The organism is Pantoea sp. JV6, from assembly GCF_025910055.1.
In the GTDB taxonomy this organism is placed as follows: domain Bacteria; phylum Pseudomonadota; class Gammaproteobacteria; order Enterobacterales; family Enterobacteriaceae; genus Pantoea; species Pantoea agglomerans.
Window position 1 is genome coordinate 121,914 of sequence record NZ_JAPCIM010000013.1, and the last position, 15,205, is coordinate 137,118.

Below are 15,205 nucleotides of genomic sequence, written 5' to 3' on the forward strand. Positions count from 1 at the left end.
GGAATGATTACTTTGCGGCGCGAGCCACTTCCTGAGCGACCCGTTCAGTCGCATCGGGGATCGCCACCTGACGGGCCTGCTCAGCCATCGTCAGCAGTGTTGCGCGATCCCAGTGGCGTAGCTGATCCGCTACAGCCTCCGCAGTAAATTGCGGCTGCTCAAAAATTCTGGCGGCGCCCGCTTTCTCCAGCGGCAGCGCGTTCCAGTACTGCTGGCGATCTTTGTGCTGAAATGGCACGAAAATCGCCGGTAAGCCAGCGGCAGCGACTTCGCTCACGGTTAACGCGCCGGAGCGGCACACCACCACATCAGCCCAGGCGTAGGCGGCAGCCATGTCATCAATAAACTCGCTCACCTTGTGCTGCGTCTGCCCGACCTGCTGATAAGCTTTCTCTGTTTCGGGCAACGACCCTTTACCGGTCTGATGCCACAGGGTGATCTCATCACCCACCAGCGCGGCAACCTGCGGCAGCGTCTGGTTCAGTATCCGCGCACCCTGACTGCCACCGATCACCAGCACCCGTATCGGGCCATGACGATCTGCCAGACGTTGCGCGGGTAAAGGCAGTGCCAGTACATCAGTGCGAACCGGATTTCCCACCACATCGGCGGCCGGAAACGCGCCCGGAAACGCCTGCAATACTTTCGTAGCGATTTTCGCCAGCCATTTGTTGGTCAGCCCGGCAATACCGTTCTGCTCATGCAGCACCACCGGAATACCGCAGCTCCAGGCCGCTAAGCCGCCAGGACCGGAAACGTAGCCACCCATGCCCAGCACGACATCCGGCTGCCAGGCTTTCATGATGCGACGGGCCTGACGCCATGCATTAAAGATGCGCAGCGGTGCCAGCAGCAACGCCTTCATGCCTTTACCGCGTAATCCGCTGATGCGGATGAAGTCGATGTCGATGCCGTGCTTTGGCACCAGATCGGCTTCCATACGGTCGGCAGTGCCTAACCAGCGGACCTGCCAGCCCTGTTCCATCAGATGATGGGCGACAGCCAGACCGGGAAAGACATGTCCGCCGGTTCCGCCTGCCATCACCATCAATCGCTTACCGCTCATCGACCACCTCGGGTAAACGCCTGCGCTTTCGCCAGGCGCGTTTCATAATCTATGCGTAATAAAAAGACGATGGCAGTCGACATAATGATCAGACTTGACCCACCGTAACTGATCAGCGGTAAGGTCAGACCTTTGGTCGGTAACATACCGGCTGCTGCACCGACGTTAACCAGCGCCTGGAAGCTAAACCAGACTCCGATTGAACAGGCTAAAAAGCCGGAAAAACGCTGATCCAGTTCCAGAGCACGACGGCCAATCGACATCGCACGAAAAGCGACGAAGAATACCATTAAAAGTGCCATTACCACACCGACGTAGCCGAGTTCTTCCCCGATGATGGCGAAAATAAAGTCGGTATGCGCTTCGGGCAGATATTCCAGCTTTTGCACGGAGTTACCGAGCCCCTGGCCCCAGAATTCCCCGCGACCAAATGCCATCAGTGACTGGGTCAGCTGGTAGCCACTACCAAAGGGATCTTCCCACGGGTTCCAGAACGAGGTCACACGGCGCATACGGTAGGGTTCTGCAATGATCAGCAGGATCACCGCAAAGATGCCGGAACCGATGATTGCCAGAAACTGCCACAGTTTGGCCCCCGCCAGGAACAGCATCGCCAGAGTCGTCACAAACAGCACAACCACCGTACCGAGATCCGGCTGCGCCAGCAGTAACACGGCCAGCACCACCATCACGCCCATCGGCTTACAGAAACCCCAGAAGTTGTTACGCACCTCTTCCACTTTGCGCACCAGATAACTGGCGAGATAGCAGAACAGAGAGAGCTTCGACAGCTCTGCAGGCTGAATACGCAGCGGACCCAGCGCGATCCAGCGCGATGCACCGTTAACCGAGCTACCGACTACCAGAACAATCAGCAGCATCGCGACCGTGACCATCAGCATCACGTTGCTGTAGCGCTGCCAGAAATCCATCGGCACCCGCAGCGTGACCAGCGCCATACATACAGCCAGCACGATGTAGAAGGCATCGCGCTTGGCAAAATAAAAGAGATCGTCATTCAGACGCTGACCCACCGGCATTGAAGCCGACGTCACCATCACGAAACCAATCACCGCCAGGCCCAGCGTCAGCCATAGCAGTGTGCGGTCATAGAGCACCAGCGAAGAGTCATCACTTTCGCGTGCGCCCATGACCCAGTCTTTCAGGCGTCCTGAGAAATATCCCGCCAGTCCGGCGCCAGGAATACGCATCAGCTCAGCTCCTTCGCCAGTTGCGCGAACTGCTCACCGCGCTGCTCAAAGTTTCGGAACTGGTCAAGGCTGGCACAGGCTGGCGACAGGAGAACCATATCGCCTGCTTTAACCTGCGGCGCAATCTGCTCCATCGCCTGGCGCATGGTCTCAGTGCGCACGGCGATCTCCGGACGCAGCGCCGCCAGCGCATCGCCATCGCGACCAAAGCAGTAAAGGCGCACATTGTCGCCCTGCAGCCAGGGGATCAGCGGCGTAAAATCGGCCGACTTGCCATCACCGCCCATCAGCAGCCACAGCGTTCCCTTCACCTGCAGGCCATTCAGCGCTGCTTCGGTGCTGCCGACGTTGGTGGCTTTGGAGTCATTGATCCAGCGCACGCCCTGATGCTCATGAACCAGCTGGAAGCGATGCGCCAGACCGTTAAAGTGCGTTAAGGCGGCCAGACTGGAGGCGCGTGGCAGACCCACCGCATCGGCCAGCGCCAGCGCAGCCAGCGCATTGGTGTAGTTGTGCTGTCCCACCATCTTCATTTCAGCCGTGTTCAGAACTTTCTCGCCTTTCACCCGCAGCCAGATACTGCCCTGCTGCTTGTTAAGGTGGTAGTCCCCGAAATCGACACCAAAGCTGACGCAGCGGGTGTCCGCGCCGCGTACCGGCATCGTCAGGGCATCATCGGCGTTAACGATGCAGACCTGTGCATTTTCATAGACCCGCAGCTTAGCAGCGCGATACTGCTGCATACCCAGCGGATAGCGATCCATATGATCTTCGCTGACGTTAAGTATGGTTGCCGCCGCGGCTTTCAGACTGTGCGTGGTCTCCAGTTGGAAACTGGAGAGTTCCAGTACATAGAGTTGCGCCGGTGACTGCAGCAGACTCAGCGCGGGAAGACCAATATTGCCGCCGACGCCCACCTGCCAGCCTGCGGCTTTCGCCATTTCACCCACCAGCGTAGTCACCGTGCTTTTACCGTTGGAGCCGGTGATCGCCACGATCGGCGCCTGCGCCTCGCGGCAAAAGAGCTCAATGTCACCGACAATTTCAATGCCGGCTTCGACGGCTTCGCTGAGAATCGGATGCGCCAGCGCGACGCCAGGGCTGGCAACAATCAGATCGGCCGCCAGCAGCCAGTCGCCGTTGATGCCGCCCAGATGGCGTTCAACCTGCCCGGGCAATTTATCCAGCCCCGGCGGCGAGACACGGGTGTCCATCACGCGAGGCGTTACGCCCTGCGCTAAAAAGAAATCAACACAGGAGAGCCCGGTGAGGCCCAGCCCGATGATGACGACTTTTCTACCCCGATAGTCAGCCATGATTAACGCACCTTCAGCGTGGCCAGGCCAATCAGCACCAGCATTAGCGAAATAATCCAGAAGCGCACAATGACGCGCGGTTCCGGCCAGCCCTTAAGTTCATAGTGGTGATGGATCGGCGCCATGCGGAAAATACGCTGGCCGCGCAACTTAAACGATCCCACCTGCAGGATCACCGACAGCGTTTCAACCACAAACACGCCACCCATGATCACCAGTAAAAATTCCTGACGCAGCAACACCGCAATGGTGCCCAGCGCGCCGCCCAGTGCCAGCGAACCCACGTCGCCCATAAAGACCTGAGCCGGATAGGTGTTGAACCACAGGAAGCCCAGCCCTGCCCCGACAATGGCGGTACAGACAATCACCAGCTCACCGGCGTGACGCAGATAGGGAATATGCAGATATTCAGCAAACTTCACGTTACCGGTGGCCCAGGCAACCAGCGCAAAGCCCGCGGCGACAAAGACGGTTGGCATAATCGCCAGCCCATCCAGGCCATCGGTCAGATTGACCGCATTACCCGTTCCGACAATCACAAAGTAAGCCAGCAGCACATAAAACAGACCTAGCTGCGGCATGATGTCTTTGAAAAAGGGCACGACCAGTTGGGTCGCGGGGGTATCTTTACCCGCCGCATAGAGCCCGAACGCGACGCCCAGCGAAATCACCGACATCCAGAAATATTTCCAGCGGGCGATCAGGCCTTTGGTGTCTTTGCGTACCACTTTGCGGTAGTCATCGACAAAGCCGATGATGCCAAAGCCGATTAACACGAACAGCACGCACCAGACATAAGGATTCGACGGATATGCCCACATCAGCACCGAAATGGTGATGGAGGTCAGAATCATGATGCCGCCCATGGTCGGCGTGCCGCGCTTACTGAAATGCGATTCCGGGCCATCGTTACGGACGACCTGGCCAATCTGTAATTTCTGCAGCCAGGCGATCAGGCGCGGCCCCATCCAGAGAGAGATGAATAACGCGGTCAGCAGGCTGACAATGGCGCGAAACGTCAGATAGGAAAAGACGTTAAATCCCGAATAAAAAGCGACCAGATGCTCGGCCAGCCAAACTAACATGTTCCTTTCTCCTTTAAGCTCTGTACTACCTGCTCCATGGCGGCACTACGTGAACCTTTTATCAGGACGGTAATTTCTGAGTGTTCGGACAACAATTGACGCAAACGTTCAGTCAGCGCAGTCTTATCGCTGAAATGTTCGCCAACTTCACTGCTTTCACTGATGAAATGGCTGAATTTTCCGGTGCTCAGCACGCGATCAATGCCTGCATCACGTGCCGCTTGCCCCACTTCGCGATGACAACTTTCGGTCTCTTCACCCAGTTCCGCCATATCACCTGTGACCAGCACCCGGTAACCCGGCATCTCTGACAGGACCTGAACAGCTGCTGTCATCGAACCGACGTTAGCGTTGTAGCTGTCATCCAGCAGCAGCTGATGCGCAGAGAGGCGAACCGGGAACAAGCGACCTGGCACCGACTGCAGGTTTTTCAGCCCCTGCTGAACGGCGCTAAGCGGTGCATCCACTGACAGAGCCAGTGCCGCCGCCGCCAGGGCGTTGGCGATGTTATGCCGACCCGGCAATGGCAGCACGATCTCAGCTTCGCCACGCGGCGTTATCATCACAAAATGAGTACCATCCTGAGCAATGCGGATATCACGGGCGGAGAATTCACACTCTGCCGCCTGCGGTGAGAAACGCCACACGGTTTTATCCTGCAGCGTGCTCTGCCAGTTGGGCCAGTCATTGCTCTCTGCGTTCAGAATCGCAATGCCGTGAGCCGGTAAGCCCTGGAAGATCTCGCCCTTGGCTTTAGCGACACCGGCCAGCGAACCAAAGCCTTCCAGATGCGCCGCGGCCAGGTTATTCACCAGCGCGCTTTCCGGTTGAACCAGTCCGGTGGTGTAGGCGATTTCGCCCTGATGATTCGCACCGAGTTCGATGACCGCATACTGATGTTCTGCGGTCAGTCGCAACAGCGTCATCGGTACGCCATAATCGTTGTTGAGATTGCCTGCGGTGTAGAGCGTTTCGCCACACTCACGCAGAATCGCCGCCGTCATCTCTTTAACCGAGGTTTTGCCGGAGGAGCCGGTCAGCGCCACTACACGGGCGTTCGACTGCTGACGAACCCATGCGCCCAGCCTGCCAAAGGCGAGACGGGTATCTTCAACCACCACCTGTGGCACAGCGACAGGTAAATGCTTACTTACCAGCAGCGCCTGTGCGCCATTCGCAATGGCATCGCCGGCGAAGTCGTGCGCATCAAAGCGTTCGCCCACCAGCGCAACAAACAGGCTGCCCGCCGTGACTTTGCGGGTATCGGTGGTCACGTCACTCAGCGTTAAATCGCTGCCATGCAGCGTGCCGCCGGTGATCTCTGCCAGGGTTTTTAATGAAACCGGAATCATGCAACGCCTCCCAGCAGTGCCGCAACGGTGGCACGATCGGAGTAGTCGAGACGGCGATTGCCAATGATCTGATAATCTTCATGGCCTTTGCCAGCCACCAGTACGATATCGTCGGGCTGCGCCTGCATAATGGTGTTAGTGACCGCCTGCGCACGACCAGAGACCACGCGGGCGCGGCCTGGGTCCAGCAAACCGGTCAGAATATCTTTTACAATCGCCTGCGGATCTTCGCTGCGCGGATTGTCATCCGTAATCACCACCACATCCGCATATTGCTCAGCAATCGCGCCCATTAACGGGCGTTTGCCTTTGTCACGGTCACCGCCGCAGCCAAACAGGCACCAGAGTTTTCCTTTGCAGTGCAGACGTGCCGCTTCCAGCGCTTTTTCCAGCGCATCCGGGGTGTGGGCATAATCCACGACAACCGTCGGTTTTCCTGCGGCGCTGAACACTTCCATACGCCCGTTGACCGGCTGCAACTGCGGTGCAACGCTGATTAGCGTCGCCAGCGGATAATCCAGTGACAGCAGCGTCGCCAGCGCCAGCATCAGATTGCTGACGTTGAAGGCACCCATCAGCGGACTGTCGATTTCGCCGTTGCCCCAGCTGGAGCTGAAACGAATATGTGCGCCGTTATCGTGGTAATCCACCGCATCGGCTTTAAGCCAGCGCCCGTGGCAGCCCGGCTGGAGGTTATCCTCCATGGTGACCGCAACGGCATCAGGTAAGCGCGCCAGCCAGCGACGACCGACTTCGTCATCCGCGTTAAGAATCGCCTGCCCAACCTGATGCTCAGAAAAGAGCAGCCATTTAGCTGACTCATAGCTCTGCATATCACCGTGGTAATCGAGGTGATCGCGACTGAGATTGGTGAAGACCGCCGCGGCAAACGGCAGCGCAGCGACACGATGCTGAACCAATCCGTGTGACGAGATTTCCATTGCGGTCAGGGTCGCCCCTTTTTCAGCCAGATCGTGCAGCAGATGCTGAACATCAACCGCTGAACCCGTGGTATTTTCTGCCGCCGCTAAGTGACCTACCAGCCCATTACCGACGGTGCCCATCACCGCGCTGGTCTCACCCAGTAGCGTCGCCCACTGCGCCAGCAGCTGGGTGGTGGTGGTTTTACCGTTGGTGCCGGTGACGCCAATCAGCTTCTGTTTTGCGCCCGGCTGCTGATAAAAACGGCCTGCCAGGGCCGAAAGGCGCTGATGCAGCTGCGCCAGATAGATAACCGGTACGCCGTGCATTTCACGGATTTCGCCGTCGACCGCTTCACCCTCAGCTTCCGCCACCACAGCGGCAACGCCCTGCGCAATTGCCTGCGGAATGAAACGGCGTCCATCAACCTGATGGCCTGCAACAGCGACAAACAGATCGCCAGAAGCCGCAATGCGGCTATCCAGTGTCATGTCACGCAGTGGGCGCGCCGGCGCGCCTGGCACCCAGGGGCCGAGTAAATCGCGCAGGTTACGATCTGTCACTTGATTCCTCACTTCTGTTAGTCACCAGCTCATTCTTGTCATTGGTCGGTAACGCGTCCGGCTCGATGTTCATGGTACGCAGTACGCCACCCATGATGGCTCCAAATACCGGTGCAGAGACCGCACCGCCGTAATACTTGCCGGCCTGGGGATCGTTGATCACCACCACCAGCGCGAATCGGGGATGACTGGCAGGCGCGACGCCTGCGGTGTAGGCAATGTATTTATTGACGTAGCGTCCGTCCGGCCCGACCTTTTTCGCCGTACCGGTTTTTATCGCAATGCGATAACCCTTGATTGCCGCTTTGACGCCACCACCACCGGGCAGCGCCACGCTTTCCATCATGTGCATCACGGTTTTCACCAGTGACTCATCGAAAACGCGTTGTCCCGCGACGGGCGGATCCACTTTGGTGATCGACAGCGGGCGATTAATGCCATAGCTGCCAATCGTTGCGTAGACTCGCGCTAACTGTAACGGCGTTACCATTAGCCCGTAGCCGAAAGAGAAGGTGGCCCTCTCTATGTCAGACCACCGTTGTTTTTTAGGGTATAAGCCACTGCTTTCCCCGACCAGCCCCAAATTGGTCGGTTTGCCCAGTCCAAAGCGCGCGTAAGTTTCTACCAGCGCTGAGGAAGGCATCGCTAACGCCAGACGTGAAACACCGACGTTACTCGACTTCTGTAAAACCCCTGTCAGGGTCAATTCGTTGTAGCGCGCCACATCTTTGATCTCATGACCATTGACGCGGTACGGCACGGTATTCAGGACGCTGTTCTCTCTCACCACACCACGCTGCAACGCCGTCATCACCACCATCGGCTTCACGGTAGAGCCAGGTTCGAAAATGTCGGTGATGGCGCGGTTACGCATCAGATCTTTTGGCGTGTTGCCGAGATTGTTCGGGTTGTAAGCCGGGCTGTTGGCCATCGCCAGCACTTCACCGGTATTGACATCCACCAGCACCGCCGTACCCGATTCCGCTTTGTTAAAGGCAACGGCGTTATTCAGTTCACGGTAAACCAGCGCCTGTAACCGCTCATCAATGCTCAGCGTCAGGTTATGAGCGGCCCGGCTGTCCACCGAAGAGATATCCTCGATGACCCGACCGTACCGATCTTTGCGCACCGTCCGCTCGCCGGGTGCACCGGTCAGCCACTTATCAAAGCTCTTCTCGATGCCTTCAATGCCCTGCCCGTCGATGTTGGTAAAGCCAATGAGATGGGAGGTGACCTGCCCGGCAGGATAGTAACGGCGCGACTCTTCGCGCAGATGAATACCGGGAAGTTTGAGTTTTTTAACGTAGTCACCGATAGCCGGATTGACCTGGCGCGCCAGATAGACAAAGCGGCCTTTGGGATTGGCATTCACGCGGGCGGCCAGCTGATCAAGGGGAATAGAGAGCGCATCGGAAAGCGCCTTCCAGCGGCTGTCCAGCGTCACGCCGCCACCGGCGTGCAGCTCTTTGGGATCGGCCCAGATAGCGTTGACCGGCACGCTGACTGCCAGCGGGCGTCCGGCGCGATCGCTGATCATGCCGCGTGAGGTGGGCACCGCCTGAACACGCAGCGAGCGCAGATCGCCCTCTTTTACCAGCTTGCCAGGATTGATCACCTGCAGCCAGGCCACACGTGACAGCAATCCACCCAGCGCCAGTAAAATACAGCCGCACAGCAACGCAAAACGCCAGCTTACAAAGCTGGCTTTATCTTCCGGTTTCTTCAATTTCAGCGTTCTGCCTGTGCCGCTCATTCGCTATCTGAGGTCCTTATTTCTGCACCACGATATTTTCTTGTGAAGGATCAACGTGCTGCAGTTGCAGCTTCTCGGTGGCGATGCGTTCAACACGGCTGTGATCGCCCAGTGCATTCTCTTCCAGGATCAGGTTGCGCCACTCGATATCGAGTGCGTCACGCTCCAGCACCAGCTGTTCGCGCTGCGCGGTTAATAGTCGTGTTTTATGGGTGGTAGTCACCACCAGCACGGCAGAAACCACCACAGCGATCAGCAACAGCACCGGAATCTTGCCTTTTCGCAGCAGATCCCCGCCAATGACGGCAGGCAGACTGTGACGCTCATTACCGATCATGCGTCGGTTTTCTCCGCGATACGTAATACCGAGCTGCGCGCACGTGGGTTTTCAGAGACTTCAGCGTCACCCGGCGACATTTTGCCGAGCAACTTCAGTTCACGCCCACCCAAGGCACGCAGCTGATGTTCAGTCATGGGAATCCCAGGCGGCACCTGCGGCCCGCGACTCTGATCGCGCATAAAGCGCTTCACCAGCCGATCTTCCAGTGAATGGAAGCTGATAACAGAGAGACGACCCTGCGGAGCCAGCACTTCAACAGCGCCTTTCAGGGCAATATCGATCTCTTCCAGTTCGCTGTTAATCCAGATACGAATCGCCTGGAAGCTGCGCGTGGCCGGATGCTTAAACTTATCTTTTACCGGCATGGCAATTGAGATCACCTCAGCCAGTTCCCGGGTCCGGGTCATCGGCTGTTCACGATTACGCTCGACAATGGCCCGGGCGATGCGTTTGGCGAATCGCTCTTCACCGTAGGTCTTCAGGACAAACGCGATATCCGCCTCTTCTGCGTGCAGCAACCATTCTGCGGCGGAGTGCCCGCGCGACGGGTCCATTCGCATATCCAGCGGTCCGTCACGCATAAAGGAGAAGCCACGTTCGGCGTCATCCAGCTGCGGTGATGAAACCCCCAGGTCCAGCAAAATGCCGTCAATCTTTCCGACCAGATCCCGTTCAGAGACATACTCTGCCAGCGCGGAAAAAGGGCCATGAATAATTGAAAAACGCGGGTCGGTGATCTCTGCGGCAGCGGCGATAGCTTGCGGATCACGATCGATGGCGATCAGCTTTCCCTTCTCTCCCAGCTGCGAAAGAATCAGGCGTGAATGGCCACCACGACCAAAAGTGCCGTCGATGTAAATACCGTCTTCCCTGATATTGAGGCCGTTAACCGCCTCATCCAACAGCACGGTGGTATGTTTGAAATTTTCCTGCATAGCTATAGCGACAAGTCCTGCAACCGCTCAGATAAAGGCTCCTGAGCCGACTGTTCTGCGTCAATATCGTCCCTGACTTGTTGATACCAGGTCTGTTCATCCCACAGCTCAAACTTATTGAACTGTCCAACCAGCATCACTTCTTTGGTTAATTTTGCGTGCTGCCGAAGCGTATTCGCCAGCAGCAGGCGGCCTGCATTATCCATCTGACATTCACTGGCATGCCCCAGCAGCAAACGCTGCACGCGGCGCTCAGGTGGATTCATACTGGAAAGGCGTGCCAGCTTTTTTTCAATGATTTCCCATTCGGGCAGGGTATAAAGCAACAGGCATGGCTGGTGGAGGTCGATGGTACAGACCATCTGCCCCTGAGACTCCCCAATCAGCAAATCGCGATATCGCGTGGGTACGGCGAGCCGCCCTTTGCTGTCGAGATTGACTAACGTTGCTCCGCGGAACATGCCAGTCTCTTCTCCTCATCACCCATTTACGCCACTTTATCCCACTTTTTACCACGAAACGAGTTTAAGGATCCCATGAAATCCTTGTCAAGCCGGAGCGGCAGGTGAATATCACTCTTTACAGAGTGAAGAATTAATCTCTGGCGACGATATAAACGAATAAAAGGGGAAAGTAAAAATTAAGCCGATGAATACCTGAATAAAAAAAACGACCCGGGAAAAAACGACTAAAAATGAAACAATGTAAAGGGCTAAATATTAATCGTGGTTTCTGAGACAGCGGCGGCATTTTAGGGGATTTCCGAAAGGAAGCCCAGCGGCTTCAGGCCAGACGGGAAAGTAAGTTTGTTGAAGTTGTAAGCAGATAATAAAAATAACTCTTTCTGCTTTGTTAGATTTGATGAGCAGAATTTACGCTTTTTTACGTCGACCTGTTTATTTAATCAGTTAAATCGTTAAATAAAATGGGCGGGCAGCGTAATACTGCCCGTGACTCATTTAACTTTTCGGCTTAATTGTCCGCGGCGGTATAAATTACGGCGAATGCGGGTTAACCCGGGTTTTGGTTTTCTGGGTTCATCCAGCGAGGCTAAAACTAATTCCAGCACGCGCTCTGCCACGTCGCGATGACGCTGACCCACCGCCAGCACCGGACACTCAAGAAAGTCCAGTAATTCGTGGTCGCCAAAGGTGGCGATGGCCAGCTCGGTCGGAAGCCGTCCGTCTCGTTTCAGCGTCACATCCATCACACCCTGCAGCAGACCAAATGAGGTGGTAAAAAGCGCCTCCGGCATCGGGTGATCTTCAAGGTATTGTTCAAACAGTGCTGCGGCGGCTGTGCGTTCGAAGCTATTGCAGTAGATATAGTCAATCGGCCGGGGATCGTCTTTCCATGCATCGCGGAACCCCAGCTCGCGCAGGAAACTTACCGACAGCTCGGGTAACGCACCGAGGAACAGCACATTTTTGACCTCAAGCTGACGCAGTTCAGCCGCCAGCATATGGGCATCGTCCTGATCGGCACCGACTACGCTGGTGAAATGTTCACGATCCAGGGCGCGATCTAACGCAATAATCGGCAGGGGATCGTTGATCCAGCGCTGATAAAAGGGATGCTCTGGCGGTAACGAGGTAGAGACGATGATCGCATCGACCTGGCGCTGTAACAGATGCTCAATGCAGCGCATCTCGTTATCGGGCTGATCTTCAGAACAGGCGATCAGCAGCTGATAGCCGCGCTGACGGGCCTGCCGCTCAAGATAGTTCGCAATACGGGTATAACTGGTATTTTCCAGATCGGGGATCACTAACCCAATAGAGCGCGTACGCCCGGCGCGCAGCCCGGCAGCCACCGCATTAGGGTGATAATTATGCTCACGTACCACCGCCATGACTTTCTCAACGGTTTTGTCGCTGACACGATACTGCCGCGCTTTGCCATTGATCACATAACTGGCCGTGGTGCGCGACACGCCTGCCAAACGCGCAATTTCATCCAGTTTCACGATAACCCCACCATCAAATCCGCTTTTACGGCAGAAATAGCCGCAGTTAAGCTATGGATAACTCATGGCTATCATCTAACAGCAGAAAAGTGCGCGGAGCAACCGCTTTTCTGAATGTAACTCGCCTGGCGCATAAAAAATAAAAAAACCCGGCATTTCGCCGGGTTAGGTGAGGATTGATGATGACGCTGCGTGATTAACGCATGATACGATCGCCGCGTGAAACGCCGACGATACCGGAGCGTGCCACTTCAACAATTTCGGCGACATCGCGGACGGTATTCAGGAAGGCGTCCAGTTTGTCACTGGTGCCTGCCAGCTGAACCGTGTACAGCGTCGGCGTTACGTCGATGATCTGACCACGGAAGATCTCGGCGTTACGCTTCACCTCTTCACGTCCGTAGCCGCTCGCCTGAATCTTCACCAGCATGATTTCGCGCTCAACATAGGCGCCCTGCCCCAGCTCGGTGACGCGGAGCACATCCACCAGCTTGTGCAGCTGCTTTTCAATCTGCTCCAGCACCTTCTGATCGCCCACCGTCTGAATGGTCATCCGCGACAGCGTAGGATCATCCGTTGGTGCCACGGTCAGGCTCTCAATGTTATAGCCGCGCTGCGAGAACAGGCCGACGACACGGGATAATGCGCCGGATTCGTTCTCCAGCAGAACTGATAAAATACGACGCATAATTATGTCCTCTCCGTTTTGCTCAACCACATCTCATCCATGCTGCCACCGCGAATCTGCATCGGGTAAACATGCTCGCTACCGTCCACGGTGACATCTACGAATACCAGACGTCCCTTCGCCAGGGTTTCCAGCGCCAGCGCCAGTTTCTCTTCCAGCTCAGCCGGATGTTCAATCGCGATCCCGACGTGGCCGTAGGCTTCCGCCAGACGCACGAAGTCAGGTAGTGACTCCATATAAGACTGGGAGTGACGACCGGAGTAGATCATATCCTGCCACTGCTTCACCATGCCCAGCACCCGGTTGTTCAGGTTCAGCACCAGCACCGGCAGATCGTACTGCAGCGCGGTGGAAAGCTCCTGAATGTTCATCTGGATACTGCCATCGCCGGTAACGCAGATGACTGTTTCATCCGGCAGCGCCATCTTCACGCCCAGCGCAGCAGGCAGGCCAAAGCCCATGGTGCCCAGACCGCCGGAGTTGATCCAGCGACGCGGTTTATCGAAAGGATAATAGAGCGCAGCAAACATCTGGTGCTGGCCCACATCCGAGGTCACATACGCATCGCCTTTGGTCAGACGGCTGATGGTTTCAATCACCGCCTGCGGCTTGATTTTGTCGCTGGTGCGATCAAATTCCAGGCAGTGACGACTGCGCCAGCCCTCAATCTCCTGCCACCAGTCGTGCAGGCTTTCAGCGCGCTGGCTTTCGCTTTGCGCCAGTAACTCCAGCATCTGTTGCAGCACCTGCTTCGCATCACCGACAATCGGGATATCCGCCGCCACCGTCTTAGAGATAGAGGTCGGGTCGATATCGATATGCATCACCGTGGCGTTGGGACAATACTTCGCCAGGTTGTTGGTGGTGCGGTCATCAAAGCGCACACCGATACCAAAAATCAGGTCGGTGTTGTGCATGGTCATGTTGGCTTCGTACGTGCCGTGCATACCGAGCATGCCAACGCACTGACGATGAGTGCCAGGGAACGCGCCCAGGCCCATCAGCGAGGTCGTCACCGGAATGTTCAGGCTTTCGGCCAGCTTTAACAGTTCGGCTTCGCAGCCTGCGGTAATGGCACCACCACCAGCGTAGATCACCGGCTTCTTCGCGGCCAGCAACGTGGTCAGCGCACGCTTAATCTGACCTTTATGGCCCTGAATGGTCGGATTGTAGGAGCGCATGCTCACCGTATCCGGCCAGTGATAAGGCAACTTATTGGCCGGATTCAGAATATCTTTCGGCAGATCGATCACCACCGGCCCCGGACGTCCGGTGGAAGCCAGCCAGAACGCCTTTTTCAACACGGTTGGGATCTCTTCGGTACTTTTCACCAGGAAGCTGTGCTTCACTACCGGACGAGAGATGCCGACCATGTCGCACTCCTGAAAGGCGTCATAGCCAATCAGCGACGAGGGAACCTGACCCGAGAGGATCACCAGCGGAATCGAGTCCATATAGGCGGTGGCGATACCGGTAATCGCATTGGTTGCGCCGGGTCCGGAGGTGACGAGCACCACGCCGACTTCACCGGTGGCGCGCGCCAGGCCGTCAGCCATGTGCACCGCACCCTGCTCATGACGCACCAGAATGTGATCGATACCCCCGACGGTTTGCAGCGCATCATAGATATCCAACACTGCGCCACCCGGATAACCGAATACCTGCTTAACGCCCTGATCGATTAACGAACGGACGACCATTTCGGCTCCTGACAACATCTCCATCTTCTGCCTCCAGGCTTGCGGACCCGGCTCTGTTAATACGCCCGTTAGCGCGTACCACAAAGCCCCGGTGCCTGCTTTGCCAATCAAAATCTTATGTTTATGCATGACAGCGGAAACAACTGCCGCTGTCCGGTTACAGAGAAATCTGTTGAGTTTATTTTTCTGAGAGTAGGTCGATTACCATAACCGCAGTTAACCGGGCAGGCAAACCGCAAACCCACGTAAATTAAAAGGCAGGGGCGTAAAGGCTCTGCCCGATAAGAATTGGCTGCGCGGATTAAACTA

Annotated in this window: 13 protein-coding genes; all 13 read right to left on the minus strand. The window is 56.5% G+C overall.

Translation table 11 applies throughout. The features are described 5' to 3' along the window. Window positions 1-7 precede the first annotated feature (7 nt). A complete protein-coding gene (murG, locus tag OK412_RS14645; RefSeq protein WP_163799010.1) occupies window positions 8-1,066 on the minus strand; it encodes an undecaprenyldiphospho-muramoylpentapeptide beta-N-acetylglucosaminyltransferase in 1,059 nt (352 codons plus the stop codon). Then, window positions 1,063-2,277 carry a cell division protein FtsW gene (gene ftsW, locus OK412_RS14650; protein ID WP_010253879.1) on the minus strand — a complete coding sequence of 405 codons (1,215 nt, stop codon included), beginning with the start codon at window positions 2,275-2,277 and terminating at the stop codon, window positions 1,063-1,065. Before ftsW ends, murG begins: the two co-directional genes overlap by 4 nt. Then, entirely contained in the window at window positions 2,277-3,593 is a 1,317-nt protein-coding gene (murD, locus tag OK412_RS14655) for a UDP-N-acetylmuramoyl-L-alanine--D-glutamate ligase (RefSeq protein WP_010253876.1), read from the minus strand. The genes ftsW and murD overlap by 1 nt, the downstream gene beginning before the upstream one ends. A gap of 2 nt (window positions 3,594-3,595) precedes the next feature. Beyond that, entirely contained in the window at window positions 3,596-4,678 is a 1,083-nt protein-coding gene (gene mraY, locus OK412_RS14660; protein WP_003854755.1) for a phospho-N-acetylmuramoyl-pentapeptide-transferase, read from the minus strand. Then, entirely contained in the window at window positions 4,672-6,030 is a 1,359-nt protein-coding gene (murF, locus tag OK412_RS14665) for a UDP-N-acetylmuramoyl-tripeptide--D-alanyl-D-alanine ligase (protein ID WP_033787382.1), read from the minus strand. Before murF ends, mraY begins: the two co-directional genes overlap by 7 nt. Beyond that, window positions 6,027-7,514: a UDP-N-acetylmuramoyl-L-alanyl-D-glutamate--2,6-diaminopimelate ligase gene (gene murE / locus OK412_RS14670; protein ID WP_264353284.1), complete on the minus strand. Its 1,488-nt coding sequence runs from the start codon at window positions 7,512-7,514 to the stop codon at window positions 6,027-6,029. The genes murF and murE overlap by 4 nt, the downstream gene beginning before the upstream one ends. Further along, window positions 7,501-9,267 carry a peptidoglycan glycosyltransferase FtsI gene (locus OK412_RS14675; RefSeq protein ID WP_010671821.1) on the minus strand — a complete coding sequence of 589 codons (1,767 nt, stop codon included), beginning with the start codon at window positions 9,265-9,267 and terminating at the stop codon, window positions 7,501-7,503. Before OK412_RS14675 ends, murE begins: the two co-directional genes overlap by 14 nt. Before the next feature lie 16 nt (window positions 9,268-9,283). Further along, complete coding sequence (gene ftsL / locus OK412_RS14680) at window positions 9,284-9,604, minus strand: cell division protein FtsL (RefSeq protein WP_003854764.1); 321 nt, start codon at window positions 9,602-9,604, stop codon at window positions 9,284-9,286. Next, entirely contained in the window at window positions 9,601-10,542 is a 942-nt protein-coding gene (gene rsmH, locus OK412_RS14685; RefSeq protein ID WP_010253859.1) for a 16S rRNA (cytosine(1402)-N(4))-methyltransferase RsmH, read from the minus strand. Before rsmH ends, ftsL begins: the two co-directional genes overlap by 4 nt. A 2-nt stretch (window positions 10,543-10,544) precedes the next feature. After that, a complete protein-coding gene (mraZ, locus tag OK412_RS14690) occupies window positions 10,545-11,003 on the minus strand; it encodes a division/cell wall cluster transcriptional repressor MraZ (RefSeq protein ID WP_264353285.1) in 459 nt (152 codons plus the stop codon). A gap of 494 nt (window positions 11,004-11,497) precedes the next feature. After that, complete coding sequence (gene cra / locus OK412_RS14695) at window positions 11,498-12,508, minus strand: catabolite repressor/activator (RefSeq protein ID WP_010253851.1); 1,011 nt, start codon at window positions 12,506-12,508, stop codon at window positions 11,498-11,500. A 196-nt stretch (window positions 12,509-12,704) separates the two neighbouring features. Continuing rightward, window positions 12,705-13,196: an acetolactate synthase small subunit gene (gene ilvN, locus OK412_RS14700; RefSeq protein WP_010253849.1), complete on the minus strand. Its 492-nt coding sequence runs from the start codon at window positions 13,194-13,196 to the stop codon at window positions 12,705-12,707. 2 nt (window positions 13,197-13,198) lie between these two features. Then, complete coding sequence (gene ilvI, locus OK412_RS14705) at window positions 13,199-14,920, minus strand: acetolactate synthase 3 large subunit (RefSeq protein ID WP_010671820.1); 1,722 nt, start codon at window positions 14,918-14,920, stop codon at window positions 13,199-13,201. Between the last annotated feature and the right edge of the window lie 285 nt (window positions 14,921-15,205).

Bases quoted from the DNA above. Each gene is read 5' to 3' on its own strand.
- murG (WP_163799010.1), bottom strand. From the start codon at position 1,066: ATGAGCGGTAAGCGATTGATGGTGATGGCAGGCGGAACCGGCGGACAT.
- ftsW (WP_010253879.1), bottom strand. From the start codon at position 2,277: ATGCGTATTCCTGGCGCCGGACTGGCGGGATATTTCTCAGGACGCCTG.
- murD (WP_010253876.1), bottom strand. From the start codon at position 3,593: ATGGCTGACTATCGGGGTAGAAAAGTCGTCATCATCGGGCTGGGCCTC.
- mraY (WP_003854755.1), bottom strand. From the start codon at position 4,678: ATGTTAGTTTGGCTGGCCGAGCATCTGGTCGCTTTTTATTCGGGATTT.
- murF (WP_033787382.1), bottom strand. From the start codon at position 6,030: ATGATTCCGGTTTCATTAAAAACCCTGGCAGAGATCACCGGCGGCACG.
- OK412_RS14675 (WP_010671821.1), bottom strand. From the start codon at position 9,267: ATGAGCGGCACAGGCAGAACGCTGAAATTGAAGAAACCGGAAGATAAA.
- ftsL (WP_003854764.1), bottom strand. From the start codon at position 9,604: ATGATCGGTAATGAGCGTCACAGTCTGCCTGCCGTCATTGGCGGGGAT.
- rsmH (WP_010253859.1), bottom strand. From the start codon at position 10,542: ATGCAGGAAAATTTCAAACATACCACCGTGCTGTTGGATGAGGCGGTT.
- mraZ (WP_264353285.1), bottom strand. From the start codon at position 11,003: ATGTTCCGCGGAGCAACGTTAGTCAATCTCGACAGCAAAGGGCGGCTC.
- ilvN (WP_010253849.1), bottom strand. From the start codon at position 13,196: ATGCGTCGTATTTTATCAGTTCTGCTGGAGAACGAATCCGGCGCATTA.
- ilvI (WP_010671820.1), bottom strand. From the start codon at position 14,920: ATGGAGATGTTGTCAGGAGCCGAAATGGTCGTCCGTTCGTTAATCGAT.